At 60.1% G+C, this 24706-nt stretch carries 30 protein-coding genes, 1 tRNA gene and 1 pseudogene; 22 read left to right on the top strand and 10 right to left on the bottom strand.

The annotated features are described in order from the left end of the window. The first annotated feature begins 224 nt into the window (after positions 1-224). Entirely contained in the window at positions 225-1505 is a 1281-nt protein-coding gene (locus EN859_RS11485; RefSeq protein ID WP_245525531.1) for an oligosaccharide flippase family protein, read from the top strand. Positions 1506-1584: 79 nt separating this feature from the next. On the opposite strand, the gene EN859_RS11480 is transcribed toward EN859_RS11485, so the two are convergent. Next, positions 1585-2712 (bottom strand): glycosyltransferase, encoded by a 1128-nt coding sequence (locus EN859_RS11480; RefSeq protein WP_281015608.1) that lies wholly within the window; start codon positions 2710-2712, stop codon positions 1585-1587. Positions 2713-3221: 509 nt separating this feature from the next. Between EN859_RS11480 and EN859_RS39200 the strand changes: the two are divergent. Continuing rightward, positions 3222-3331, top strand: a pseudogene (locus EN859_RS39200) (four-carbon acid sugar kinase family protein); the annotation flags it as partial. 19 nt (positions 3332-3350) lie between these two features. Here the strand turns inward: EN859_RS39200 and EN859_RS11470 are convergent. Continuing rightward, positions 3351-4319 carry an aldo/keto reductase gene (locus tag EN859_RS11470; RefSeq protein WP_189501861.1) on the bottom strand — a complete coding sequence of 323 codons (969 nt, stop codon included), beginning with the start codon at positions 4317-4319 and terminating at the stop codon, positions 3351-3353. Between the two features lie 329 nt (positions 4320-4648). Between EN859_RS11470 and coxB the strand changes: the two genes are divergently transcribed. The 6 genes from coxB to EN859_RS11440 all read left to right on the top strand — a co-directional run bounded on the left by coxB (position 4649) and on the right by EN859_RS11440 (position 9780). Then, positions 4649-5464, top strand: coding sequence for a cytochrome c oxidase subunit II (coxB, locus tag EN859_RS11465; protein ID WP_127851445.1), 816 nt, complete (start codon positions 4649-4651; stop codon positions 5462-5464). A gap of 104 nt (positions 5465-5568) precedes the next feature. After that, positions 5569-7338 (top strand): cytochrome c oxidase subunit I, encoded by a 1770-nt coding sequence (gene ctaD / locus EN859_RS11460; RefSeq protein ID WP_127851446.1) that lies wholly within the window; start codon positions 5569-5571, stop codon positions 7336-7338. Further along, complete coding sequence (locus EN859_RS11455; RefSeq protein ID WP_127851447.1) at positions 7335-8039, top strand: cytochrome c oxidase subunit 3; 705 nt, start codon at positions 7335-7337, stop codon at positions 8037-8039. Before ctaD ends, EN859_RS11455 begins: the two co-directional genes overlap by 4 nt. A gap of 13 nt (positions 8040-8052) precedes the next feature. Next, positions 8053-8775: a heme-copper oxidase subunit III family protein gene (locus EN859_RS11450; RefSeq protein ID WP_127851448.1), complete on the top strand. Its 723-nt coding sequence runs from the start codon at positions 8053-8055 to the stop codon at positions 8773-8775. Positions 8776-8784: 9 nt separating this feature from the next. Next, entirely contained in the window at positions 8785-9186 is a 402-nt protein-coding gene (locus EN859_RS11445) for a cytochrome C oxidase subunit IV family protein (RefSeq protein WP_127851449.1), read from the top strand. A gap of 120 nt (positions 9187-9306) precedes the next feature. After that, positions 9307-9780 (top strand): aminoacyl-tRNA deacylase, encoded by a 474-nt coding sequence (locus EN859_RS11440; protein ID WP_127851450.1) that lies wholly within the window; start codon positions 9307-9309, stop codon positions 9778-9780. A gap of 54 nt (positions 9781-9834) precedes the next feature. Here the strand turns inward: EN859_RS11440 and EN859_RS11435 are convergent, their stop codons facing one another. The 5 genes from EN859_RS11435 to tig all read right to left on the bottom strand — a co-directional run bounded on the left by EN859_RS11435 (position 9835) and on the right by tig (position 14910). Beyond that, a complete protein-coding gene (locus EN859_RS11435; protein WP_127851451.1) occupies positions 9835-10647 on the bottom strand; it encodes a DUF2189 domain-containing protein in 813 nt (270 codons plus the stop codon). Between the two features lie 377 nt (positions 10648-11024). Continuing rightward, positions 11025-11960 (bottom strand): heme o synthase, encoded by a 936-nt coding sequence (locus EN859_RS11430; protein ID WP_127851452.1) that lies wholly within the window; start codon positions 11958-11960, stop codon positions 11025-11027. A 220-nt stretch (positions 11961-12180) separates the two neighbouring features. Further along, positions 12181-12561, bottom strand: a complete 381-nt coding sequence (locus EN859_RS11425) for a cytochrome c family protein (protein ID WP_127851453.1) — start codon at positions 12559-12561, stop codon at positions 12181-12183. A 187-nt stretch (positions 12562-12748) separates the two neighbouring features. After that, entirely contained in the window at positions 12749-13273 is a 525-nt protein-coding gene (locus EN859_RS11420) for a hypothetical protein (protein ID WP_127851454.1), read from the bottom strand. 164 nt (positions 13274-13437) lie between these two features. Next, complete coding sequence (gene tig / locus EN859_RS11415) at positions 13438-14910, bottom strand: trigger factor (RefSeq protein WP_127851455.1); 1473 nt, start codon at positions 14908-14910, stop codon at positions 13438-13440. A 342-nt stretch (positions 14911-15252) separates the two neighbouring features. On the opposite strand from tig, the gene EN859_RS11410 reads away from it, so the two are divergent. Then, positions 15253-15337: transfer RNA gene (locus EN859_RS11410), tRNA-Leu, on the top strand. Between the two features lie 8 nt (positions 15338-15345). On the opposite strand, the gene EN859_RS11405 is transcribed toward EN859_RS11410, so the two are convergent. Together EN859_RS11405 and EN859_RS11400 are read right to left on the bottom strand one after the other, a co-directional pair. Beyond that, positions 15346-15927, bottom strand: coding sequence for a GDYXXLXY domain-containing protein (locus EN859_RS11405; RefSeq protein ID WP_127851456.1), 582 nt, complete (start codon positions 15925-15927; stop codon positions 15346-15348). After that, a complete protein-coding gene (locus EN859_RS11400; RefSeq protein WP_127851457.1) occupies positions 15924-17042 on the bottom strand; it encodes a DUF2157 domain-containing protein in 1119 nt (372 codons plus the stop codon). Before EN859_RS11400 ends, EN859_RS11405 begins: the two co-directional genes overlap by 4 nt. 236 nt (positions 17043-17278) lie before the next feature. On the opposite strand from EN859_RS11400, the gene EN859_RS11395 reads away from it, so the two are divergent. The 8 genes from EN859_RS11395 to EN859_RS11360 all read left to right on the top strand — a co-directional run bounded on the left by EN859_RS11395 (position 17279) and on the right by EN859_RS11360 (position 20415). Next, positions 17279-17419 carry a DUF1127 domain-containing protein gene (locus EN859_RS11395; RefSeq protein WP_006335194.1) on the top strand — a complete coding sequence of 47 codons (141 nt, stop codon included), beginning with the start codon at positions 17279-17281 and terminating at the stop codon, positions 17417-17419. A 49-nt stretch (positions 17420-17468) separates the two neighbouring features. Then, positions 17469-17609: a DUF1127 domain-containing protein gene (locus tag EN859_RS11390; protein ID WP_127851458.1), complete on the top strand. Its 141-nt coding sequence runs from the start codon at positions 17469-17471 to the stop codon at positions 17607-17609. Positions 17610-18203: 594 nt separating this feature from the next. Further along, positions 18204-18473 (top strand): hypothetical protein, encoded by a 270-nt coding sequence (locus EN859_RS11385; protein ID WP_135913529.1) that lies wholly within the window; start codon positions 18204-18206, stop codon positions 18471-18473. A gap of 193 nt (positions 18474-18666) precedes the next feature. Next, on the top strand, positions 18667-18795 hold the full coding sequence (locus EN859_RS40245) for a quinolinate synthase NadA (protein WP_135913528.1): 129 nt from the start codon (positions 18667-18669) through the stop codon (positions 18793-18795). Positions 18796-18940: 145 nt separating this feature from the next. Beyond that, entirely contained in the window at positions 18941-19267 is a 327-nt protein-coding gene (locus tag EN859_RS11375; protein ID WP_127856087.1) for a hypothetical protein, read from the top strand. A gap of 70 nt (positions 19268-19337) precedes the next feature. After that, entirely contained in the window at positions 19338-19583 is a 246-nt protein-coding gene (locus EN859_RS11370) for a hypothetical protein (protein ID WP_127856088.1), read from the top strand. Between the two features lie 135 nt (positions 19584-19718). Beyond that, positions 19719-20000 carry a hypothetical protein gene (locus tag EN859_RS11365; protein ID WP_127856089.1) on the top strand — a complete coding sequence of 94 codons (282 nt, stop codon included), beginning with the start codon at positions 19719-19721 and terminating at the stop codon, positions 19998-20000. Positions 20001-20040: 40 nt separating this feature from the next. Next, positions 20041-20415 (top strand): hypothetical protein, encoded by a 375-nt coding sequence (locus tag EN859_RS11360; RefSeq protein ID WP_127856090.1) that lies wholly within the window; start codon positions 20041-20043, stop codon positions 20413-20415. A 165-nt stretch (positions 20416-20580) separates the two neighbouring features. On the opposite strand, the gene EN859_RS11355 is transcribed toward EN859_RS11360, so the two are convergent. Continuing rightward, entirely contained in the window at positions 20581-21273 is a 693-nt protein-coding gene (locus tag EN859_RS11355) for a TylF/MycF/NovP-related O-methyltransferase (RefSeq protein WP_127856091.1), read from the bottom strand. Positions 21274-21527: 254 nt separating this feature from the next. Here EN859_RS11355 and EN859_RS11350 point away from each other — a divergent pair, with 254 nt between their 5' ends. From EN859_RS11350 to EN859_RS11330, 5 genes are all read left to right on the top strand, one after another. Next, a complete protein-coding gene (locus EN859_RS11350; protein ID WP_127856092.1) occupies positions 21528-21818 on the top strand; it encodes a hypothetical protein in 291 nt (96 codons plus the stop codon). 9 nt (positions 21819-21827) lie between these two features. Continuing rightward, positions 21828-22463, top strand: a complete 636-nt coding sequence (locus EN859_RS11345; protein ID WP_127856093.1) for a site-specific integrase — start codon at positions 21828-21830, stop codon at positions 22461-22463. Positions 22464-22610: 147 nt separating this feature from the next. Then, entirely contained in the window at positions 22611-24020 is a 1410-nt protein-coding gene (gene trmFO, locus EN859_RS11340; protein ID WP_127856094.1) for a methylenetetrahydrofolate--tRNA-(uracil(54)-C(5))-methyltransferase (FADH(2)-oxidizing) TrmFO, read from the top strand. A gap of 72 nt (positions 24021-24092) precedes the next feature. Further along, entirely contained in the window at positions 24093-24395 is a 303-nt protein-coding gene (locus tag EN859_RS11335) for a type II toxin-antitoxin system ParD family antitoxin (protein ID WP_189501859.1), read from the top strand. Continuing rightward, positions 24367-24699, top strand: coding sequence for a type II toxin-antitoxin system RelE/ParE family toxin (locus tag EN859_RS11330; protein WP_127856095.1), 333 nt, complete (start codon positions 24367-24369; stop codon positions 24697-24699). Before EN859_RS11335 ends, EN859_RS11330 begins: the two co-directional genes overlap by 29 nt. Positions 24700-24706 lie beyond the last annotated feature (7 nt).

Here is a 24706-nt window from a genome sequence, read left to right as displayed (position 1 = left end):
GCGCGGGACGCGCCATTTGACAACGATGGTTCGATGCCCACCCAAGATACGGATGCAGCCTGATACAGAGTTGTCGTTTGTGGCCCCGACAGTCACCGCGACGTCCAAAGAACAGGCCAAGGAACAGGCCAAGGAACAGGAATGAGGTGCGTCGCATGTTCCTAGGGGCCTCTGTTCAAACGCTCGGCCGGCGTGCGCGGCGCTTCTGGCGCGATGAGGCGTCCTTGCGCACGCGCCTCGTAAATATCAGCCATCTTCTTACCGGCAACCTAGTGGGTTCCGTCGTTGGAATGCTGGGCTTCCTGGTTACCGCGCGGGCGCTTGGCGCAACGGACTATGGTGTTCTCGCCCTCACATACAGTTACACACGCGCGGTCGGACTGATCGTCGGATTCCAGTCATGGCAGCCTCTCATCAAGTACGGCGCGGAGTTGAGCGGCGAGGAACACCTGGACGACTACCGCTCGCTGTTGAAGTTCGGTCTGGTCGTCGATATTTCAGCGGCCTTGTTGTCCTATCTAGTGGCGATCGGGTTCGCTCTGCTGTTCGGGCCACTGGTGGGCATCGGCGGCAATACGATCGAACAGGTAATCATCTATTCGACTGTTCTGCTCTTTCAGATAAACGGGTTGCCGACGGCCGTATTTCGACTTGCGGGGCGCTTTCGACTTTTGGCCTACGGATCGGTTGTCGGCGGCATTGCGCGGCTGGTTCTCTGTGCCGCCGGGCTTCTGGCCGGCATGGGCCTGCTGTACTTCGTGATCGTCTGGACCCTGACTCAGGTTCTGGGCTCCGTCGTCGTGCTTGGCATGGCTCTAGTTGAAATTCGGCGCCAGGGAATGCGCCGCTTCATAAGTGCCCCGCTGAAGGGGGTGACGGAGCGTTTCAAAGGGCTTTTGAGTTTTACCATCGGCAGCAATGTCGAACTTACCGTCCGCTCCAGTGCCAGTGAATTCGACACGCTCCTTGTCGGCGCATTTACCGATCCGGCCGGTGCAGGTCTCTACCATATTGCCAAACGGCTGGGCCGTCTGGTGGTGCAAATCGGCGTTCAGGTTCAAGCAGTCCTTTATCCGGATGTGGCGCGCCTGTGGGCACAAGGCGACTTGGCCATGTTTCGCCGCACTGTGCTTCAAACCGAGATCATGCTCGCAGTCTTTGGCCTCGCCATGGTGGTAGGTACCGTGCTTGGCATTCAGCCGGTTCTTGACTGGACGGTTGGGAAGGCGTTCGCCGGGGCCGGCCCATTGGCGATGGTGCAAATGATGGCTGTTGCCATCATAATGAGCGGCAGCGCCTTGCGAACCGCACTTTTCGCCATGGGCAGGCAGCTTGCCGTCCTCAAAGTTGTGCTGGTGTCCACGCTGATGTTTCACGCGACTGCCCTAACGATGATCCCGTTGATCGGGGCAATGGGCGCAAATATCGCCAACGTGGTGATGGGTATCGTCGGGTTGATAGGTCTGCTGCGGGTCTATCACTCCGCCTTCAGTGCTGAATCGTAAAATTTGTCCCCCAGTACCGCCATCGAGTATGCCGCCACACAAGGCGGACGGGCCGCGGAGAGAGGCCGATGGTGCATGTTCACATCTGCTTTGGTTTCAACAACCGGCCTTCGTGCAATTTCTGATAGAGAGCCACGTGACTGTCGACGTATCGCTGCAACGAAAAGTTCTCAACAATGCGGCGCCGTGCCCTCGCCCCCAATTGGCGCCGCGCATCGCGACCGAGGTCGAGCAATCTTCTGAGCGCCGCCGCGAGGGCTTTGGGATCGCGGCGCGCAACGACTTCGCCGGTGTCACCGACGACCAGGGCGCAATCGCCAACGTCTGTGACCAAAGATGGTACGCCGCTGGCCATCGCTTCGGCAGTTGCCATCGAGAAGGTCTCACCCCAGGCTGAAGATATTGCGTGGATGTCCAAGCCCGGAGCGATCGCCGGGATGTCGTCACTGGCACCCAATGTACTGATGCGATCATCTATGCCCAACTGCTGGGCTGTTTTGATCACGACGCCGTCTTCGTGCCCGGCTCCAACAAAGAGGCCGTGGATGTCATACCCTTCGGCCAACAGCTGGGCAAAAGCCTGAACCAGCGTTGCCTGATCCTTCATCGGATGAAATCTGCCAATGCTGCCGATGATGACGCGCTGATCGGGAATGCGAAGCCGCTGTGCGAGCGCCAATTTTGCACCTGGGAAGGCGGGCTGAAACTCCTCGCAGTCGATCCCGTTGTGGATGACAACGCGGTGACGCGGATCAAAACCGACGGCCTCGTGCTGTTTGGCTGCAACGTATGAGCTGTATGTGATGGCGCTTGCCTGGTTCGAAAGACGCGCCGAAAGACGGATAAGCTTTTGGGTCAAGGGCTTCTCGACTGCAATGTCATATAGTGAATGATGAACGCTCCAGATAATGGGGGCGTTGAGATGCCCGATCCGGCAACCGATACTGGCAGCGATATTGCCATGGTACATCCAGCCGTGCACCAGCTCGGGTTTGATCTTCTGAAAAATACGGTTCAAACTGCGCACTGACGATAGCGAAAACCGGCCTTGCCGCATGCTCAACGAATGGACGCTCGCACCGGCGGCGGCGACATGGACCTCAAGCGGTCCGGGCGTCATCAATGAAAGCACCGCCGCGCGGTAATTATCCTGCCCCAGGCAGCGCAGGAAGCGCGCCAGCATGTACTCCGCACCACCGACGTTCAGACCGGTGATGCTATGCAGGACCTTCGCGACGGCGCCCTCCCTTTCCGACCATCGGTTCGGTTATCCGACTGTACGCTGTAGAGATTGCTGCGAGTGCCGTTTCTTCGCAAGGCCGAAAATTTGATGTCTTGCGTTTGCAGTCGAGCCGGAAAGGTGACGGCGCTATGTAGACACACCATCGTCAGGATTTTGCGATCTCGATCAGGCGATCCGTCAGCTCAGGGGCCGGAGATCCGGGTTAGTGGCGGATCTGCTCAGCATCGTTTCGAGACAGATCCAGCTTCCACCCCAGCGCGTTTGCGAGGCTGTCGCCATCCTTCAGCGGCGGGTCCTATAATTTGTTGGAACTAAATTAGGGGTCGGTGACGTTTCGTAGGTGGCGGCGGCCGGGCGGGTAAGGTTCCCCCTCTCCACTCAGCCGTTGTCGACCCGTCGCCGGAATTCCTCCGGCGGCGGGTACATCGGTGGCGGAAGCGCTGCTGGAAGAACAGGGCGCACCGCTAGCCCCGGTTTGCCCCGCCCCGCCAATGGCCGCGCGCTCCACAACTGACATCTTTTCGCCGGCGACCGCTTGCTCAGCGAATCCAGCATGGAAACCCATCCGCTGACGCCGATGAGCGGCCCCGGATCGGCTCTCATCATCGCAGCCGCAGTGCATCGATCGCGCCGATCTCCTCCGGCGAGAGCGGACCGGCCGCCTCGGCATCGAGGCATTGACGCAACTCTTCGCGATTCTTGACGCCGAGGACGAGCGTGTCGACGCCCGGCATGGTGAGGGCGTAGCGGTGTGCGATGATGGCCGGGTTGCCACCCCACGCTTCGCACAGACGCCTGAAGGGGGCGGCGCGGCCGAAATCCACGGCCTCGGGATGATCGGGTTCGAGCGGCCGGTCGAACGCGTTTGTAAGCGCGCCGGCCTGCACCGCGCGAATGCCCATTACGCCCACGCCGTTGTTTTGCGCCGTGGCAATGATCTCACGCGGTCGCGCCGGTGTCCGCAGCCGGGTCAGGCCGCCCGGGCTGTCGAGGAGATTGGCGACCGCTTGCACCGCCTGTGGGCGCTGCGTGTGCTCCAGTGCCCGGATTATCGTGTCGGGAACGCCCACCCCGGTGATGCCCCAGGCGCCGATCAGGCCCTCCTGCTGCAGCCGCTCGAATGCAGGCACCACCGCGCCGCGAAAGAGCGACCATGCGGTCGCGAATTCGGACCGGCGTTCGTTGTCCACCGGATAGACGAAGTCGTCCGGGCAAATCTCGTTGTGGAGAAAAAACAGATCGACCCGCTCCAGCCGCATGGCCGTGAGGCTCTGCTCGAGCGAGGCACGCAAGCGCGGATAGACCTCTTCGGCCGGCGGCGAGCCGATGCCACACTTGGTCGTGATCCTCACACCATTTGGCAGATGGCCGCCGAAGGCCTCGCCGATCAGCGCCTCGCAAACTCTGTAGCCGGGGGCGGCATCAATGACATCGATTCCCGAATCGACGGCCATCTTCAAGGTGGCAATGCCTTCTTCCCGACTGGTGTCGCCCCAGACCTGGCCGATGCCACCGCCGCCGAGGGTGAGTCGACTGACCTCACCGATCGTGCCGAACTGACGTTTTTCCATTTTTGCCATACCCCGTCTTGGTGAGCGGTAAGCGCAGGCCGGCTCCGGCCTGCGCATCTGACCATCGGTGTTTGCAATCGCGAGATTTTGCGCGGAGCCCGCAACACAGTCAACGATGGGAGGACATCATCATCGGCAGAACGACAATCCCAGCACAAAGGGCCTGCACCGATCGGATCTCGAACATAAAGTCCACGACCCTCGAAAAGTGGCATCTGTGCCCATCACACAGTCGGCTCTAGAATTTCGATCGCAAATCAAGCTATGATGCCCTTGGTATTTCCCGGGACGGCTTTGCGCCCCTTTGAAATACCGGGGAGGAACGGGACATGGCCGTTGCGCTTGTACTCGTTTTGGTAGTTGTGGGCTCAGTGTTGTTCCACTTCCTGAGCCCATGGTGGTGGACGCCGATTGCCTCAAACTGGGACTATATCGACAACACCATCATCATCACTTTTTGGATCACCGGCGTCGTCTTCGCCGCCGTGGTTCTTTTCATGGCCTATTGCATCTTCCGGTTCCGTCATCGGGAAGGGAGCCAGGCCGCGTATGAACCGGAGAACAAGCGGCTCGAATCGTGGCTGACGATCGTCACCGCACTCGGGGTCACTGCCCTGCTGGTTCCGGGCCTGTTCGTCTGGAACCGGTTCGTCAGCGTTCCAGGCGACGCAACCGTCGTCGAAGTCATCGGCCAGCAATGGCAATGGAGCTTCCGCCTGCCCGGCAAGGATGGCAAGCTCGGCACATCCGACACCCGCGACGTCAGCGCTGAAAATCCGCTGGGCGTGATGCCCAAGGATCCCAACGGCCAGGACGATGTCGTGGTCGAAGCGGCCGACCTGCATCTGCCGGTCGGCAAGCCGGTCAAGATGCTGCTGCGCTCGATCGATGTGCTGCATGATTTCTACGTGCCGGAATTCCGCGCCAAGATGGACATGATCCCGGGCTCGGTCACCTATTTCTGGTTTACCCCCACCAAGACCGGAACCTTCCAAGTGCTGTGCGCCGAACTTTGCGGCCAGGGGCATCCGATGATGCATGGCGTAGTCATGGTCGACAGCCAGGAAGATTATCTGGCCTGGCTTGGCCAGCAGCAGACTTTCGCACAACTGTCGGCGCCCCAGCAAACGGGCTCGGCGGAATAGACGATCAGGGAGACGAAGGCGTTAGGTTTGAAACGTCAGGTTTGAAAATTGCGGCAGGGCTCGAAACTGTCGAGTCTGGCTGAAAAGGGCACGGAGGTGTTCCGATGGTCGATATCACACCTGCAGATGCGGTCCCGCCGGCCGAAGTCGCGGAGGTCGAGCTCTACCATCCGCACAGCTGGTGGACGAAGTACGTCTTCTCGCAAGACGCCAAGGTCATTGCCATCCAGTACTCGGCGACGGCGACGGCAATCGGCCTGGTCGCGCTGGTGCTGTCCTGGCTGATGCGGCTGCAACTCGGCTTCCCCGGCACGTTCGATTTCATCACCCCGGAAGCCTATTACCAGTTCATCACCATGCACGGCATGATCATGGTGATCTATCTGCTCACAGCACTCTTCCTCGGCGGCTTCGGCAACTACCTGATCCCGCTGATGGTCGGCGCTCGCGACATGGTTTTCCCCTATGTCAACATGCTGAGCTACTGGATCTACCTGCTCGCGGTGCTGGTCCTAGTGTCGAGTTTCTTTGCGCCCGGCGGACCGACGGGTGCCGGTTGGACGCTCTACCCGCCGCAAGCCATCATGACCGGTACGCCAGGCGGCCAGGACTGGGGCATCATGCTGATGCTCGTCTCGCTGATCCTGTTCATCATCGGCTTCACCATGGGCGGCCTGAACTATGTCGTGACGGTGCTGCAGGGTCGCACGCGCGGCATGACGCTGATGCGCCTGCCGCTGACCGTCTGGGGCATCTTCACCGCGACGGTCATGGCGTTGCTCGCCTTCCCGGCGCTGTTCGTCGCCTGCGTGATGATGCTCTTCGACCGGGCGCTCGGCACCAGCTTCTTCATGCCGGCTATCGTCGAGATGGGCGAGCAATTGCAGCATAATGGCGGCAGCCCGATCCTGTTCCAGCATCTGTTCTGGTTCTTCGGCCACCCCGAGGTCTACATCGTCGCGCTCCCTGCCTTCGGCATCGTATCCGACCTGATCAGCACCCACGCGCGCAAGAACATCTTCGGCTACCGGATGATGGTCTGGGCCATCGTAGCCATCGGCGCGCTGAGCTTCCTGGTCTGGGCGCACCACATGTATGTCAGCGGTATGCACCCCTATTTCGGCTTCTTCTTCGCCACCACGACATTGATCATCGCCGTTCCGACCGCCATCAAGGTCTACAATTGGGTGCTGACGCTATGGCGCGGCGACATCCATCTCACCATCCCGATGCTTTTTGCCCTGGCCTTCATTGTCACCTTCGTCAATGGAGGGTTGACCGGGCTGTTCCTCGGCAACGTCGTCGTCGACGTTCCGCTGTCGGACACGATGTTCGTCGTCGCCCATTTTCACATGGTCATGGGCGTCGCCCCGATCATCGTGATCTTCGGGGCGATCTACCACTGGTATCCGAAGGTCACCGGCCGGATGCTGAATGAAACGCTGGGACGGTTCCATTTCTGGGTCACGTTCCTCGGCGCCTACCTGATCTTCTTTCCCATGCACTACCTCGGCCTGATGGGCGTGCCGAGGCGCTACAACGAACTGACCGACATGGCGATCATGACGGAGTCGGCCCACCACCTGAACTCGTTCATCAGCATCATGGCGTTCATTGTCGGCTTTGCCCAGATGGTGTTCCTGTTCAATCTGATCTGGAGTATCCGCCATGGCCGCGAGGCCGGCGGCAATCCATGGCGGGCCACGACGCTCGAATGGCAGACGCCCGAAACACCGCCGGCTCATGGCAATTTCGGCAAGGAGCTGCCCATCGTCTATCGCTGGGCCTATGACTACAGCGTGCCGGGCGCCAAGGAGGACTTCATCCCGCAAAACGTGCCGGGCTCCTTCGGCCCCTCCAGGGAGCCGGCATGAGCGTGATTATCGTTTTCCTGCTTGTAATCGCCGGCTTTGCCGGATGGTGGCTTTCCCATCAGCGGCTGATGACGAAGCCATGGCTCGAACAAGGTATGGCCGGGGATTTTGTCGCCTTGGACCGATCGGCGCTGCCGACCGCCAAGATCGGTCTCGGCGTCTTCCTCGCCGTCGTCGGATGCCTGTTTGCACTGTTCACCAGCGCCTACTTCATGCGCATGGAGCTGTCGGACTGGCGGGCCCTGCCGGTTCCGCGCCTGCTCTGGCTCAACACCGGCGTTCTGGTCTTGAGCAGCGTCGCGCTGCAATGCGCCTCGGTCGCGGCACGCAGGGGCCAGATCGAGAACGTCAGGCTCGGCCTTGCCACGGCGGGGCTCACCGCGCTTGCCTTCCTGATTGGACAGATAACGGCATGGCGGGAACTGACCGCCGACGGCTATTTCCTGACCTCCAATCCGGCCAACAGTTTTTTCTACCTTATAACCGGGATGCATGGACTGCACATAGTGGGAGGACTGGTGGGCCTGGGCAGAACGTCCGCCGGCGCCTGGAACGGAGCGCGGCCGGAGCGGCTTCGCCTCAGCGTCGAACTCTGCGCCATGTACTGGCATTTCCTGCTTTTCATCTGGCTCGCCATCTTCGCCCTTCTGGCCGGCTGGGCCGCGACTTTCATCGACATTTGCCGACAGTTGCTGACCTAGGAGGGCCGCGCGGATGACAGAGGCGACAGTGACGCATATCGGCCAAGCGGCGCCACGGCCTGCAGGCTTGCAAGGCATCGCCGCCGACTGGTCCTCGGATCAGCGGGCGTTCAAGAACGTGTCCTGGGGCAAGGCCATGATGTGGATCTTCCTGCTCAGCGACACCTTCATCTTCGGCTGCTTCCTGCTCTCCTATATGACCGCGCGCATCTCTACGCGGGTGCCGTGGCCTAATCCGAGCGAGGTCTTTGCCCTGCATATCGGCGGCTCGGACATTCCACTGATCCTTATCGCCATCATGACCTTCGTGCTGATTTCGAGCAGCGGAACGATGGCCATGGCAGTCAATTTCGGCTATCGCCGCGACCGCCGCAAAACCGCAATCCTCATGCTTCTGACCGCGGCGTTAGGTGCGACCTTTGTCGGCATGCAAGCCTTCGAATGGACCAAGCTGATCACGGAAGGCGTGCGGCCGTGGGGCAATCCATGGGGCGCTGCACAGTTCGGTTCGTCCTTCTTCATGATCACCGGCTTCCACGGCACCCATGTGACGATCGGGGTGATCTTCCTGATCATCGTGGCGCGAAAGGTATGGCGCGGAGATTTCGACATCGGACGGCGCGGCTTCTTCACCAGCCGCACGGGCCGCTACGAGAACGTCGAGATCATGGGGCTCTACTGGCACTTCGTCGACTTGGTCTGGGTGTTCATTTTCGCATTTTTCTATCTTTGGTGAGAGGCAGACATGGCTGAAGCAACCGCAAACGGCCTGGGGCAACACCAGCTGCACGTCGCACACGCGCATGATGCGGCGACCGGCGTCGCCCATGCGGAGGTTCATCAGGAGCACCCGATCAAGCTCTATCTGGTGGTCTGGGCATGGTTGTTCATCCTCAGCACCTGCTCCTATCTGGTCGATTATTTCGGCCTCCACGGCTATCTCAGATGGTCGCTGATCCTGATCTTCATGATGCTCAAGGCAGGGCTGATCGTCGCTGTCTTCATGCACATGGCCTGGGAGCGGCTGGCGCTGATGTATGCGATCATCCTGCCGCCGATACTGGTATTGGTGTTCGTGACAATGATGGTCTTTGAAGCGGACTACACGCTTCTTACCCGGATGGTGTTTTTCGGGGCTGGGCCCTGACCCCGGCTGCCCTTGCCTTGAAAGAAACGACAGTTGGTCCATTTCTGTTGATACAGGAAACGGCGGGAATCATGCCCGCGTTTCCACACGCGTCGCGAACGCCAGCAAGGGACGCCCAAGATGACCATCGCAAACAGACTGAAAGACTTTATCGACGGGAAAGGAATTTCCTACGACACCGTCGAGCATCACCGCACGGCCACAAGCAGACAGTCCGCCATTGCGGCACATGTGCCCGGCAGCATTATGGCCAAATCGGTGCTCGTTCACCACGACCATGGCTATGCGCTGGCCGTGGTTCCCAGCACGCACAGGATCGAACTCGCCACACTGCAGGACGTCATGGACAGGCCTCTTGGACTTGCCTCCGAAGATGAGGTGGTCTCGCTGTTCGGTGACTGCGACGTCGGCGCCATCCCGCCGATCGGCGCGGCCTATGACGTGCCGGTGATCCTCGACGAAAGCCTCGGTACCGCCCCCGACATCTACTTCGAGGGCGGCGACCACAGGACGCTGGTGCATGTAAGCGGCAAGGATTTCCGCGACCTGACCATGGACGCACGCCAAGCCCGCTTCAGTCACCCGGCTTACTGAAAATCAACCTGCCAGCACCGGCACCTCGCCGGTGCTGGTCTAACACGCCGGGTTTCAACTCGCCGGTCTGGAAGGCGCTTCCACGACCTTGCGATAGACATGCCAGGTGGCATGACCGAGAACCGGCAGCACGACCGCCAACCCGGCGAATATCGGCAGCGAGCCGATGATCAGGGCGACGGCGACAATCAGTCCCCAGACGGCCATCACGACCGGGTTGGCCAGAACCACACGCACCGACGTATGGATGGCTTCGTAGGCACCGACATCGCGGTCGAGCAACAGCGGGAACGCAACAACCGTGGTGCACAATACGACCGCGGCGAAAACGAAGCCGATAGCATGACCAAGCACAATCAGCGTCCAACCCCGCCCCGTAGCGAATATTCCACTGATGAAGCCGGATAGCGATTCCGGCGGCGCCGAGCCGAACAGGTGCTGGTAAAATGCCTGCGCGGTCAAAAGCCAGGCGACGAAGATCGCAACCAGCATGATCCCGACCGCCGCGATGGCCGGCAGTGCCGGAGAATTCCTGACCTCGAAGGCGTGGCTCCACGAAGCATCTAGCCCCGCTTCCCGCCTGCGGCTGATCTCATAGAGGCCGATCGCCGCGAACGGGCCGATCAGCGCAAAACCGGACACCAGCGGGAACAGCAACGGCAATGCATTGTTACCCGATGTCCACACGGCGAGCACGACGCCAACGAGCGGATAGATGAGGCAGAGGAAAACGATGTGCGACGGCTTGACCATAAAATCGTCCAAGCCACGCTTGAGCGCATCGAAAAGGTCGGAGACACCGATTTTTCGAATTCTCGTATGTTCCAGCGTCTCGCTGGCGCCTGCTATCACGTGAAAACTTGCCATGACCATTCCTCCAGACCAGGTCCGGTAAGGTCGCGGTTCCACGGTGCTGCCGTTATGCATGATTGGCCACGCAAAACCGCGACCTGCACCATGTTCAACATACTCTCTTGGTTGCGGCTTGTCGCGCTTTGTCAGAACGGACCGGCCCTGGCAGTTAATCTAGCTCTGGCGGCCTTTCTTCTATATTCTCCAAGGTGGGTTGAAGGGTGAAGGTCATGGATGGAAAGACCATTCTCATACTCGGCCTTGGCATAACTATTCTGCTGTTGCTGGGATTTTGTGCACTGCCCGCGTGACGGCAAAAGCGGCCTTGGAGAGGCAAACTTCCATAGGGCGGTTGTCGCGACCGGCCGTCTCAATCCGGGAACAGGTTTCCGTCAACCTCCGGCTGAAATAAGCGCGCGCATTACGATCGTGTCGGCAAGCAGCACGGCAAAGATCGCAAAAAGATAGAAAATCGAATAGGCAAACAGCGCCTTTGCGGGTTTCATCTCCTTGTCGGGGATGACCAGGACCTTCCAGGCATGCCAGATGAAGCCTGCGCCCAACGCGATTGAAACAATCCCGTAGTATCCGCTGGCGAATCCGAGGACCCAAGGCAGCACGCCGATTGGCGCCAGAAACAGTGAGTAGGCAAAGATCTGTCTTCTGGTCGAAGCCTGGCCGGCCACGTTCGGCATCATGGGAATGCCGGCCGCGGCATAGTCGCCAACCTTGAACAGGGCGAGTGCCCAGAAATGCGGCGGCGTCCAGAGGAAAATGACCAGAAACAGAATGAGGCTTTCAATCCCGATCGCGCCGGTGGCCGCCGCCCACCCGATCACTGGAGGAAGAGCGCCTGCTGCGCCGCCTATGACGATATTCTGCGGCGTCGAACGTTTCAGCCATATCGTGTAGATGACGACGTAGAAGAAGATAGTGAAGGCCAGCAGCGATGCGGCAAGCCATCCCACCAGCACGCCAAGCGTCATGACCGAAAGTGCGGAAAGCACAAGGCCGAAACCGAGGGCTTCCCCTGGCGTGACGCGGCCTGATGGGATCGGCCGTTTTGACGTGCGTGACATCAACGCGTCTATGTCGGCGTCGTACCACATGTTGAGCGCCCCGGCCGCTCCTGCGCCAATTGCAATTGCGCCGATTGCAATTAGGGCGATGATCGGATTCATTACGCCGGGCGCCACCATCAGGCCGACGAAAGCGGTAAAGACGGCAAGCGCCATGACCCGTGGTTTCAAAAGCGCAAAGAAATCACCGGCCGTCGCTTCCGAGAGGCGGATGCCGGTATCCTTGAGGCCACTTTCCCTAGTCGACATTATTTTGGAAGACCACCGATGGAGACAGGCAGCTTAGACTATGATGCCTGAAAGTGGAACTGTTTTTGGAAAAGATCATGGTCAAACAAGAAGTTGGGCCTATCCGATTCTATCGGGATGGGTCAGCCGCTGGCCGGCGGAAGAACCGGATTGCTTCCGGCCGAACAACCCGCGTTACTTCCGGTGGAAGAACCGTGTTACTTCCAGTGGAAGAACCGTGTTACTTGGAGAATTGCTTCAGATAGGCGATGACGTTGGCGACGTCCTCGTCCTTCTTGAGGCCGGGAAACGCCATCTTGGTCCCTTTGACCATGGCCTTGGGGTCGTGAAGGTAGGTCGTCAGCGTGGCTTCGTCCCATTTGACGCCGGACTTTCCGGCCTCGGTCATGGCTGGCGAATAGCTGAACCCCGGATGCGTGCCGGCCGTTCGGCCGATGACGCCGTTCAACGACGGACCGATCTTGTTCTGGTCCTTGTCTGCGACGTGGCAGACCTTGCACTTGGTGAAGACCTTCTCACCCGCCGCGGCATCCTGTGCCTGCGAGGGGCCTGCAATGAAGGTCGCAACGGACATGACGGTGAAAAACACAGTTGCGCGCATGGCATTTCCTCACTGATCGCCAATTTATCTTGGCTGATCTGCGCCTGCCAACGCATCAATCCGCTGACATGCACTCTTTGTATGACAAACGGAATGTCCGCTGCCGTTTATGGAGTTGCGGCACCTGCATACCACAGAATCCAGGCCGCAGGTAGAGGTCAACCATGCAAAGGCTTACCGGCTGGAATCAAGGCAAATCCGTGTTGCAGGATCCGGCTATCTGGCCAACCGCCTTATCAAGCCCGGTTAGGTCGAAGTCGGCCTCGCCGCGCCCCGACAGCAGGCCGAAGCGCCAGGAAAGCAGCAGCCGGCTTGCCGCAACCAGTCGCCTGACGCCGTCGGCGCCGTCCCTGACGAGCATCCTGCCGCGAGTCCCGACAGACCAGCTTTCGTTGATCTTCTTACCCTGGTCGACCGTGATCGATACGGTGATCGTCCGGCTGGCGGAGACGGCATCGTTCAGCTGCAGCCACTCGCTCCAGCGCGGTTCGCCGTCCGCCCGGCAGGCGATGGTCAATATCGGGCTGTAGCTCAGGGCGCCGCCGCCGGTGATGAGCTTGTTGGTGGCGTAGAGCGAGGCCGTGACCAGACCATCGCTGCCGGTGTCGAACCGCCAGTTGTCAAGAACACTGTCGGCCTGGGCGACATCGCAGACCGAAACAAGAAGCAGCGCCGTGGCAACCACGTCGCCCATTTTGACGAACAGCCTCAACGATCCCTCCAGCAACCCTGCACTTTGCAACAGAGCGCAGATAATGATCAAAGTTTCGTATCGCCACCCTGCCTACCGCCATTGCGCGCGACTCTGTTGCTACAGCGGCACATATGAAAAAGGCCGCCCGGGGGCGGCCTTTCACAATTCAACAGCATGGCGTGCTATTCGGCGTCCTTGGCTGCCTTTTTCTTCGGCGCCGCCTTTTGCTTGGGCTCTTCCGCGTCGTCGGCCTTCTTGGCGTCGGCCTTCTTCGCACTGGCTTTCTTGGCCGGCTTCGCCTTGGCCGTCTCGCTATCCTCATCGTCGGCCATCAGCTCTTCCTTGCTGACCTTGACGTCGGTGACCGTGATCTGGCCGAGCAGGTGGTCGACCACCTTCTCCTCGAACATCGGCGCGCGCAGCGTATTCAGCGCTTCCGGGTTGCTGCGGTAGAATTCGAAGGCTTCCTGCTGCTGGTTGGCCGGATAGCGGCGCACCTGCTCGAACAGGCCGCGCTGCAATTCCTCGTCCGTCACAGTGATGCCGGCCTTCTCGCCGATTTCGGCGAGCACCAGGCCAAGGCGAACGCGGCGCTCGGCAAGCCGCATATATTCGGCACGGGCCTCTTCTTCCGTCGTCTCCTCGTCGGCGAAGGTGCGTCCGGCAGCTTCGAGATCACGGTTGACCTGGCTCCAGATGTTGTTGAACTCGGCCTCGACGAGCTTCGACGGCGCCTCGAACGAATAGGAAGCATCCAGCTGGTCGAGAAGCTGGCGCTTGACCTTCTGGCGTGTCATCGAACCGAACTGGTTCTCGATCTGGCCGCGCACCACTTCACGCAGGCGCTCCAGCGACTCCAGGCCGAGATTCTTGGCCAGCTCGTCGTTGATCTCCAGCGCGCCGGGCTTGGACACTTCCTTGACGGTGACGTCGAAGGTGGCTTCCTTGCCAGCCAGATGCGCCGCCTGGTAATTTTCCGGGAAAGTGACCGTGACCTGCTTCTCGTCACCGGCCTTGGCGCCGACGAGCTGGTCTTCGAAGCCGGGAATGAATTCCTTGGAGCCGAGCACCAGCGGCTGATCGGTGCCGGCGCCACCGCTGAAGGCGGTGCCGTCGATCTTGCCGACATAGTCGATCGTCACGCGGTCGCCTTCGGCGGCCTTGCCGGCCTTCGGCTCGTAAGTGCGCGCCGATTCAGCAACACGCTTGACCTGCTCGTCGATCTCGGTGTCAGGCACGTCGAACACCTGGCGCGTCACCTTGATGTCGGAGAAATCCTTGATCTCGATCGCCGGAATGACCTCGTAGTTCAGGCGGAATTCGAAGTCGGCGCCGCCGGCCAGGATCTTCTCGGCCTCTTTCTCGTCCTCGGTCATGATCACTTCGGGCTGCATGGCGGCCTTTTCGCCGCGCCCGCTGATGATCGAGCGGGTTGAGTCGTTGAGGATCTCGTTGACCACCTCGGCCATGAACGACTTGCCGTAGACCTTGCGCAGGTGCTGTACCGGCACCTTGCCGGGACGGAAGCCGTTGATGCGGACCTTGTTCCTGGCATCGGAAAGCCGCGCCATCAGCTTGGCTTCCATGTCACCGGCCGGCACGGTGATCTTGATCTCGCGCTTGAGACCGGAGTTGAGCGTTTCGGTGACCTGCATCGTAAAACCTTTGTTTTCACCAATGAGGCTGCCAAACGGCTTCTGCCGTCACAGCCTGCCGGTGTCATCTTGCCGGAAATGGCTTTTGGTACGGAACCTGGCGGCTTGACCGCTAAAGCGGCTCAAATCCTTTCCAAACTGCGCTCCAAAATGTGAATAAGTCTTTGTTTTTCCTACTTCTTATCACATTCTGCAGAAGCGGATCGTCGCGTCCCGTCACATTCGACACGCCTTTTGTCACAGGCGAGGCCAATTTTCAACCATCTTCGCGTCTGAGCGAACGTCCGTCATTTGGGCTGCGACATTGACAGAATGATGGCTACATGGGATTTGCCGGGCTGCGCGGATGTGGCGGAATTGGTAGACGCCCTGGATTTAGGTTCCAGTGCCGAAAGGCGTGGGGGTTCGAGTCCCTTCATCCGCACCACAATCTGACTAGTAAAGCGGCTCCTCGAACAGCGTCTTGTCGCCATCCGTCAGCGCCTTGATCTGTGCGGTGCCGTTGGCAGCGATCGCGACGCGGATGCCGAACGGCCGCACCCGCATATCGCTCTGGATCGCCATTCCCTCGCCTTCCGGCAGATAGAAGCGTTCGATGCCGTAGTCCGGCGCGATCGTCCTTCCTTCGCTAAGGTCCCAGCCTTCGGCCACATGCCCGGCGATATCGGCTTCGTCGGATGCTGCCGGCGTCGGCGCCTGACCGAACCATGCTGCGGTCGGCCCCCAATAGCCGTCAGCGCCTTGCTTCAGCCTGACCACGATCGACGTATCGTCGCTCGACGGCTTGCCTGTCGGGATGTTGGCGATCAGCTTCACCGGTATGCGCGATATCTCGTAGCCGAGGGAAATATAGTCGCCGCGCATGAGGTCGCGCGGATCGATCGGCTCGACCTTCAGCAGCACTTGCCTGCCGTCGCGCAGGATTGCCGCCCGGCCAGCGATGATCCAGCTCAGGAAGCCGATCTGGACGAGCGCCAGCACCAGCGCCGAAATAACCAGTCTTTTCCCGGTCATCATGCGGCTGCTCCTTCTGCGCGAGGGGCGTTCATGCGTTTTTCGATGCGGATGATGACAAGGGCAAGGATGCCGAGAAGCACTGCCGCCGCAAGGAAGAAGCCTGCAGTGTCGAGCATCGACTGCAACATCACCACGTAGATGATGGCGAGTTCGAAGGCGAAGCCTGCATAGGCGACCCAGCGCAGGCCCCTGCTCTCGCGGCCACCCAGCATGATCGCCGCAACGATGCCAGCGAGCGCAACGGCCGAGGCGGTGGCAAAGCCGCTGTCGTAGGTGCTTTTACCTGCGAGTTCGAACTGGACCATCGCCAGGCCGGTGAGAAAACCGATCAAGGCATGCAAGGGCAGCCGGCCGCCAAGCTGTACGACCTTGTCGACGGGCTCGCTGGCGAAGATCGCGGCCACGAAAAGCAGCGCCGAGGCGGCAACGAGCGGGACTGCGACTTGGAGCGTGTCGTGATCGATGGCGAACAGCACGAGATAGAAGATGATCGACAGGATGATCAGGTGCCGCGCTGCCTGGCTGCGGGTCCAGAACGAGATGGCAAACAGCACAAGCGCCATGACGACGAAAAGACGCGGAAATTCTGTCTGCCGGAAATAGTCGAACCCCTTGAGGACAAGCCAGGCATCGGCGATGCCGACGGAAGCAACGGTCAGCGGGCTCGAGCGCAGCGCGACCGCCGCCAGAGCCGTACCGGCGCCCCACGTGATCAAGGCCGAGGCCTCGTCGCCCGACAGATGATACATCTGGCCGATCAGCGCGATCGATCCGCCGAACGCCGCCGCTGCCACGATCCACAGCGCCTCGCCGATCGCCGCATGGTCGCGTGTCTTCAGCACCGCACCGCCGACATAGCCGGCGAGGATAATGGCGAAGAGTGCGGCGACCCGTGCCAGTCTCGGGATGGTCTCCCAGTTGGCGGCGACGAAGATCAGGATGGCGGCGCCAAACAGCAGCGCTGCCATCATCGCCAGGATCGAGCCGAAGCTCAGCGATCTCCGTTCATTGGTCTCGACGTCTCGCGTCAGCGCATCGGCTGTCCGTGTGTCGATCAGGCCGGCCTGCTGCCATCGTGCGATATCCGACCTGACCCGTGACGCATAGCTCGCCATGCCCTTCTCCCCCAGCGTGGTCTTTTTTTCAGCCGATCCGGCCAAGCCGTTGACGCAACGGCATTTTCTGATTCGGGTTTCTTTGTGTCGAAGACCTGGAACGCGCACTGATGTTGCATTGCACAATTTGCATTGCTGCCATGCACCAATAGCGCTTTTAAATCGATATGAGCCCACCTATCTTCATGGCGTACACAAAGACGGAATGATCCGAAGAAAGACGAAACGAGAATACCATGAACCTGATCCGCAACTATCGCAACTGGCGCCGCTACCGGGACACCGTTTCCGAGCTGAGCCGCCTGAGCAACCGTGAACTGACCGACCTCGGCATCAGCCGCAGCGACATTCATTACGTCGCCCGCAAGGCGGTCTAATCCCTTCGGACCGCAAATGGTCCGAACCAGTTTTTGAGAAAGAACGACAATGAACCTGATCCGCAACTATCGCAACTGGCGCGTTTACCGCGAGACGGTTACCGAACTGGGTCGCCTCTCGAACCGCCAGCTTCATGATCTCGGCATCGTCCGCGACGAGATCAAGACGGTCGCCCGCAAGGCGATCTAACCAGGAATTTCGCCAGGGTCGACCTCCTCCCCGACCCTGACGAATACGGTCAGCCTTCACCTCCTCCCGAGGGTTGACCACAAAAACGGCGCCCGCCGGACCTCCTCCCCCGGCGGGCGTTGTTTTCCAAAAGGGTTTCGCCCCCTTTCATCAGGCGAAAGCAATTTCGTCAAAGCCGACCTCCTCCCCGGCGATGGCGAATACGGTCGATCTTCACCTCCTCCCGAGGATCGACCAGCAAAACGACACCCGCCGGACCTCCTCCCCCGGCGGGTGTTGTTTTTTCAAGGGCGAAAATCCTTTTGTTTCAAATGGTTTGGCGTTTTTGCCAAGAAGAACAAAACGGGTATTGTGGGGCCAAAACCGGTGTCCCGTGGTGAAAAGCCCCACCGAAGTTCTGCAGATGTTCCGCCGCCACAAGCCATGGGCGGATCGTAGCGGGATCGGAGAGCAGCGTGTTTCCCTGCGACATGATCCTTGATCGGATCAGGTTCTATAAGTCTGCACTTTCCGGTTGAAATCCGGTTGTACGGCCCGCATAAAAGGACACGCCAATTTTCCTTTAGCCACCATCCGGGACCGACGGTATGAGCTATGAGGACGCCGCATGACGGCCCCCAAATCAACAAGCTGCTGCGGGTCGACCAGATCTGGATGGCCCTGTCAGTCGATGACAACGGCACCGAGGGCGTCTGCGCGGTCCTGGTCGACGACGCATGGATGCCGCTCGTGGCGGCGGACAAACAGCGGCTGCCCTTCCTGCAGCAACAGGCGGCGATAATCGCCAGGCGCGACCAGCGCCTTGTCCGCATCGTGCGCCTGCACGATCGCGAGGAGGTCAGCCAGGTCGACGGGAGGCAGTGATGGCGGGAAGCCGCCCGCGCGTGAAGGTCACCGACCAGGAGCCGGAATGATGAGCTACGTCTGCGCCCACTGCCTCGCCGAAAGCCGGAACCCGAACGACCTCAAGAACCTTTAATGCGGCCGCTGCCACCGCTTCGCCGACCGCGATACCGCCGAAGAGAGGGAAGCCAAGCTGAACGCCGATCTGGACTGGATGCTGCGCCGCTACCCGGCGGAGCATGTGCTGGCAGTCCTGCGGAAATTCGGCCAAGAGATCACCGATCCCGACGAGATCGCCCGCATCGAGCGCATGTTCGACCCCCGCAAGGATCGGCTGCATTGAGCGCGCCGCTGCGACGGTGCCGCGTGATGGCGGAGCCGGCATCATCGAAAGCAACGAAATGTAGACGCCGTGCCGTTCGCTGAACCGTCAAGCGCCCTTGCGGGGGCGAAGCTTTTGAAGTTCAGTGAGCGTAGGGGGAACCAGCATGCGCAAGATCCATATTTTCGCGGCGGCCGCTACCATCCTCATAAGCGGCTGCTCCGGTTCGGGCCTCGGGATGCCTGGCTCGCCTGCTTGGTTTGCCACCACCCCCCAGGCGGAACAGGCCACCTATTTCCGGAACCGATGCGTTTCCTACGGCTTCGAGCCAGGAACCCCAGCCATGGCCCAATGCATCCAAAACGAGTCCATTTCGTCTCGGGGCAGGGCATCCGCCAGAGCAAATGCGGCCTTTACCAACATGCAAAACAGTCAGCCAAAAACGACGACGTGTAATCGCTTCGGCAACACTGTGAACTGCACGACATTTTGAATTTCAGGCAAGTGCATTCTCTATCGTCCCAAGTGGGTTCGATTCGGAAGCCGGAACGTTGGAGACGTAGGTGGCAAATAACATGCAGCTCACTGTGGCATTTGGCAGCGATAAGAGTGCCAGCACAGCCGCTATGGCCCAGGTATTCATGGAGCGCTTCACAGGTGAGGTTGCCAGCATTGAGATGTTGCGCGGTCTTGCAGGGCCGAATGATACATTTCAGTTTATCACGGATTGGAAGGGATGGATCGCGTTGGCTATTGTCCTTGCTCCGTTCTGGAATGGTTACGCGGGTGCAGTTGGAACGGATGCTTAGGAGGAAACGAAGTCTCTTTATGAAAAGTGGGCCGGACCAGACAATTTTATTAAGGATGCGGGTGGGTTCACCGCACTCCTCGAAAAACTCAAACGAGATCAAGATGAGGGCGTAGCCATCATATTTGCACTGCGGATGAATAACGATGACTTTAAAGGTCGCAATATTGGCATTGAGATTACCGACGTCACCCCGGAGAGCATAGCGCGGGCCATTGCTATACTTGCGCGAGCAGGCAAATCCATAACCCAAGCCATCGAGGAGAACGGTTACAAGGATACTGACGTCGAAAACAGTGATTGCAGCGGAGCGATCAAGATACATGCGGATGGGAGCACAGAAATCTCCGTCTTTACCGGGCAAGGGCATGACAGTGTAGTGCTGAAGTTCGATCCGTCTGGCCAACGGATCGAGTGATACCAACGGTCCGTGGGCTGGCGCTGCAGCGCAGACACCAATGCTTTTGACTGCGCTAGAAGATCCGCAAGCTCCTTCCGCATCGCGATGGCGGTCAGCAAGCATGCCATCGGTGCCCCCGGATGACGCCTTGACATGCTTAGCAGAGCAGAAGGACGACCGGTTTAATGCGACTGGGTTGCTGCGTGAGGCTGAGGAAATGACACTGTTTTCGCAAGATATCGATGACAAGACTGAGGCGATGGTTGACGAGTTCGTTCTATCGATTGGGTCCGACGAATTGCCCGCAAGAGCTGTGAAAGAAGCGATGATGAGCAAGCTCACGTCCGCTTTGGCGGCCGGTAGAGCGCGCGACGCAATGCTCGTCGGGTTGGTCAATCTCGTTCTGCTGCTACTGATCCTGATCTTCAAATAAGCCGCTTCCACCCATATCTGCCCGCTGCATACACTTGCAGCCACTAGTGGTGAAAGCCTGACGCTTGGTACCCAACGCGCAGGGCAGCTCAGGGTGGAAAGCGGACGCTAGATTCCGCTGATGGTGCCGCTGCACCTATTCTGACGCGCTCGCCACTCTTGGTATTCAGCCATTCAGTCCGGTCCGGCGCAGGATGACGTTTCCTCCGTCTTCGAATGCGAAGTCAGGACGAGCCTGCAGGAACTCGTCTGTCGCCGTTCGGCATCCTCCGTAGTCATGATAGTCATCGATCAAGATGACCCCTCGCGGAGTTATCCGGTCTGCCAGGCTATTCAGGCAATACGTGACCGGATCATACCAGTCGCAATCGATATGGGCGAAGGCGATCTTCTCTATCCCTGCCGCCGGGAGGGTATTCTCGAATAGTCCTTTATGCAGGCTGACCATCGACCCGTCGACGGTGAGGCCATATTTCGTGAAGGAACGGCAGACTTCATCATAAAGATTCTCGCGATAGCCATAGTAAAGATCGTCGCCGATTCCCTTGGATTCCCCGCTCGCGATCGTCTTGTAACGGTCCCTTGCTTTCAGGTCGTCCTTCGCCGACTTAGGTGGAGGTATCATTCCGAAAACGTCGAAGCCGTGAAAGCGGCGTCCATGGCGGCTTGCTTTCTTGGACAGAATGATGGCGCTTCCCCCCAGGGCAATGCCGAATTCGGCTATATCGCCAGGCACGTTCTCTTTCAGAACCTCCTTCAATGCCATCTCGAGACGTCTCAGCCTCCAAGGCGAAAGGTAGGTGAGGCGCTCTCGCCGCACCGACCGCGCCGTGGCACTCAATCGGGAGGCGTCAAGCATGTGGCGCGTACGCCAGATAACAGAGCTCAAAGAGGGCACTTTTCCTCCCGACAGCCTCCGCTCCCCTCCCATTATCGATTCGCCCGTCCCGATGTGCAACCGCCTGGCTAAGCAAACCGTTCACATTTTGCCGCTGGCGACCCGCAAGGGCGTCGATCTGCCCACTGTCAATATGACGGTCGCCAACGCATGCACCCGCTATTGGGAGGACAAGAACGCCGATGTCGTCGACACCGACAAGCTGGCGTGGTCGCTTGGCTGGATCGAAAAGCATTTTCGGCAGGACGACGCGGCTCGTCGATATCGGCGACAACGACATCGCCAAGATGGTCGCCAAGCGGCGCGGCGAACCGCGCGTCAATGTCGCCAAGCTGACCGCCGCCAAGCGGCGCGGCAAACCCTGTGCGGACGACCGGCCCGTCTCCAAGGCGACCGTCAACCGCACGGTCACGGAGCCGATGCGGCAAATCCTGACGCGGGCAAGGAAGGTCTGGAAGGTGCCGGTGCAGCAGATCGACTGGGCGGTGCACATGCTGCCCGAATGACAGGAGATCGTGCGCGAGGCATCGCTGGATCAGGAAGCGGCGATATTCACATCGCTCAAGCGCGGCTATGACGCTGCGACCTTCTTTGCCTTTCGCATGGGAGCGCGGCTTGAGGAACTCCTGAACCTCGACTGGCCGCATGTCGACTTTTTCAATGATCGCCTGACCCTCGACGGCAAGGGCGACAAGAAGCGCACGGTGCCGATGCCCAGCGATGTGCGGGCGCTACTATGGGGCCTGAAAGACAATCATCCGGTCAAGGTGTTCACCTATGTCGCCGCCTACACGCGCCGCGCGACAGCCAATTCACCGGCCACCGTGCGCGGCCGGCATTACCCGCTGACGGCAACCGGCTTGCAGGAAGCCTTCGGGCTTGCCACGGCAAAAGCAGGGATCACGGCGTTCCGGTTCCATGACACGCGCGACACTGCGGCCAGCCAACTGCTGCGCGCGACCGGCAATCTGCGGCTCGTCCAGAAGCTGCTGGGCCACGCCAAGCTCACCACGACCCTGAAATACGCGCAGGTCACCGACGACGATCTGGCGGTGACGATGGAGCGGACGAAAGCCCACCGTGACGAACTCGTGGCGAAAACCCCCACCGAAATCCCCACGGAGAGCCCCCAGAAGGCCACCAGTGATTGAAATAAAAGAAATATTTAACGGATGCTCACAGGACCTCCTCCCCCGGCGGGTGTTGTTTTTCAAGGGCAGGCCTTCCCCGACAGCGGTTATTGCTCTCCCTCGCTGCGGCAATTGCAATCGTCGCGCCAAGCGACTATCTCGGCGCTCATGAGCAAGAAACCCATTCACGTCATCGGCGGCGGCCTCGCCGGTTCCGAAGCGGCATGGCAGGCGGCGGAAGCCGGCGTCCCGGTCGTGCTGCATGAAATGCGCCCTGTTCGCGGCACCGACGCGCACAAGACGGATGGGCTGGCCGAGCTTGTCTGTTCCAATTCCTTCCGCTCCGATGACGCCGAAGCCAACGCCGTCGGCCTTTTGCATGCCGAGATGCGGCTTGCCGGTTCGCTGATCATGAGCGCCGGCGACGCGCATCAGGTGCCGGCCGGCGGCGCGCTTGCCGTCGACCGCGACGGGTTTTCCGAGGCAGTGACCAGGAAAATCGAGGCGCACCCGCTCATCACCATCCAGCGCGAGGAAGTGCCCGGCCTGCCGCCGGCGGACTGGGACCAGGCGATCATCGCCACCGGCCCGCTGACCGCGCCGTTGCTTGCCCAATCGATCGCCGAGGCGACCGGAGCCGATGCGCTCGCCTTCTTCGACGCCATCGCACCGATCGTGCATTTCGACACCATCGACATGGGTACCTGCTGGTTCCAATCGCGCTATGACAAAGTCGGGCCGGGCGGCACCGGCAAAGACTACATCAACTGTCCGATGGACAAGGAGCAGTACCTTGCCTTCGTGCAGGCGCTTGTCGACGGCCAGAAGACCGAATTCAAGCAATGGGAAGGCACGCCCTATTTCGACGGCTGCCTGCCGATCGAGGTGATGGCCGAGCGCGGCGTCGAGACGCTGCGCTATGGCCCGATGAAGCCGATGGGGCTGACCAACGCACACAATCCGTCGGTGAAAGCCTATGCGATCGTTCAGCTTCGACAGGACAATGCGCTGGGCACGCTCTACAACATGGTCGGCTTCCAGACCAAGCTGAAGCATGCCGAGCAGGTGCGCATCTTCCGCACCATTCCGGGGCTGGAAAACGCCGAGTTTGCCCGACTCGGCGGCCTGCATCGCAACACCTACATCAATTCGCCGACGCTGCTTGATCATTCGCTGCAGCTGAAGTCGCGCCCGGGCCTGCGCTTTGCCGGCCAGATCACCGGCTGCGAAGGTTATGTCGAAAGTGCCGCCATCGGGTTGCTTGCTGGGCGCTTTGCCGCCGCCGAAAGGCTCGGCCATGCGCCGTCGTTGCCGCCGCTCACCACTGCCTTCGGCGCGCTGCTCAACCATATCACCGGCGGCCATATCGTTTCCGACGACGAGCCGGGAAAGCGCTCCTTCCAGCCGATGAACGTCAATTTCGGCCTGTTCCCGCCAGTGGAGGCGCCGAAGGCCGAGGGCAAGCGCCTGCGCGGCAAGGACAAGACCGTCGCCAAGCGGCGAGCGGTGACGTCGCGCGCGCTGGCGGATTGCCGCGAATGGCTGCACCTGCCCTCGCGGGCGGAGGCGGCGGAATAGCAGCCTTATCCGTTGTTGTTGACAGGCCGGGGAGTAGGATACTATCCTACTCTCCGCATGTGGAGCAACTCCATGGAACCCGCCGAGAAACTGTCTGTCACCGTTACGCCCGCCATGGCGCGCATGATCCGTGAAAAAGTCGAAGACGGCTCCTTCGGATCGGCGAGCGAGGTCATCCGCGCCGCACTTCGCGCTTTCCAGCGCGAAGTGGAAGAACACGCCGAGCGCATGGCGTCGATCAGGGCGCGCGTGAAGGCATCGATAGAAGATACCAGGCCTGACGTTCCGCTGGACCAGGCAATCGCGAGAGTAAAAAATCGGATTTCGGAACTGGCGAGAGAGATCGATGATCCAGCGTCTCGCCGTAGTTCTTAGCGAAGGCGCGCTCGCAGACCTGGAATCGATTGCCGCCTATGTTCTCGACCGTAGCGGGAGCGAAGGCGTCGCCAACAATTTCATCGACCGGATCAAAGTGCGTTGTGGAAGTATCGGCAATGCGCCTCGCGGCGACCGGTCGCGTGACGACATCGTTCCGGGATTGCGAACGGTTCCGTTCGAGCACTCCGCTATCATCGCCTACATTGTCGACGACGATCTCGTCCGCATCGTCAACATCTTCTACGGCGGCCGCGACTACGAGACGCTGATGCGCGATGGCGGATCGAGCGAAGCATCGTGATGGAGTA

Source organism: Mesorhizobium sp. M00.F.Ca.ET.216.01.1.1, assembly GCF_004010325.2.
GTDB lineage: Bacteria > Pseudomonadota > Alphaproteobacteria > Rhizobiales > Rhizobiaceae > Mesorhizobium.
Note: the sequence above shows the minus strand (reverse complement) of the source record. Positions and strands in the feature narration are given on the sequence as shown.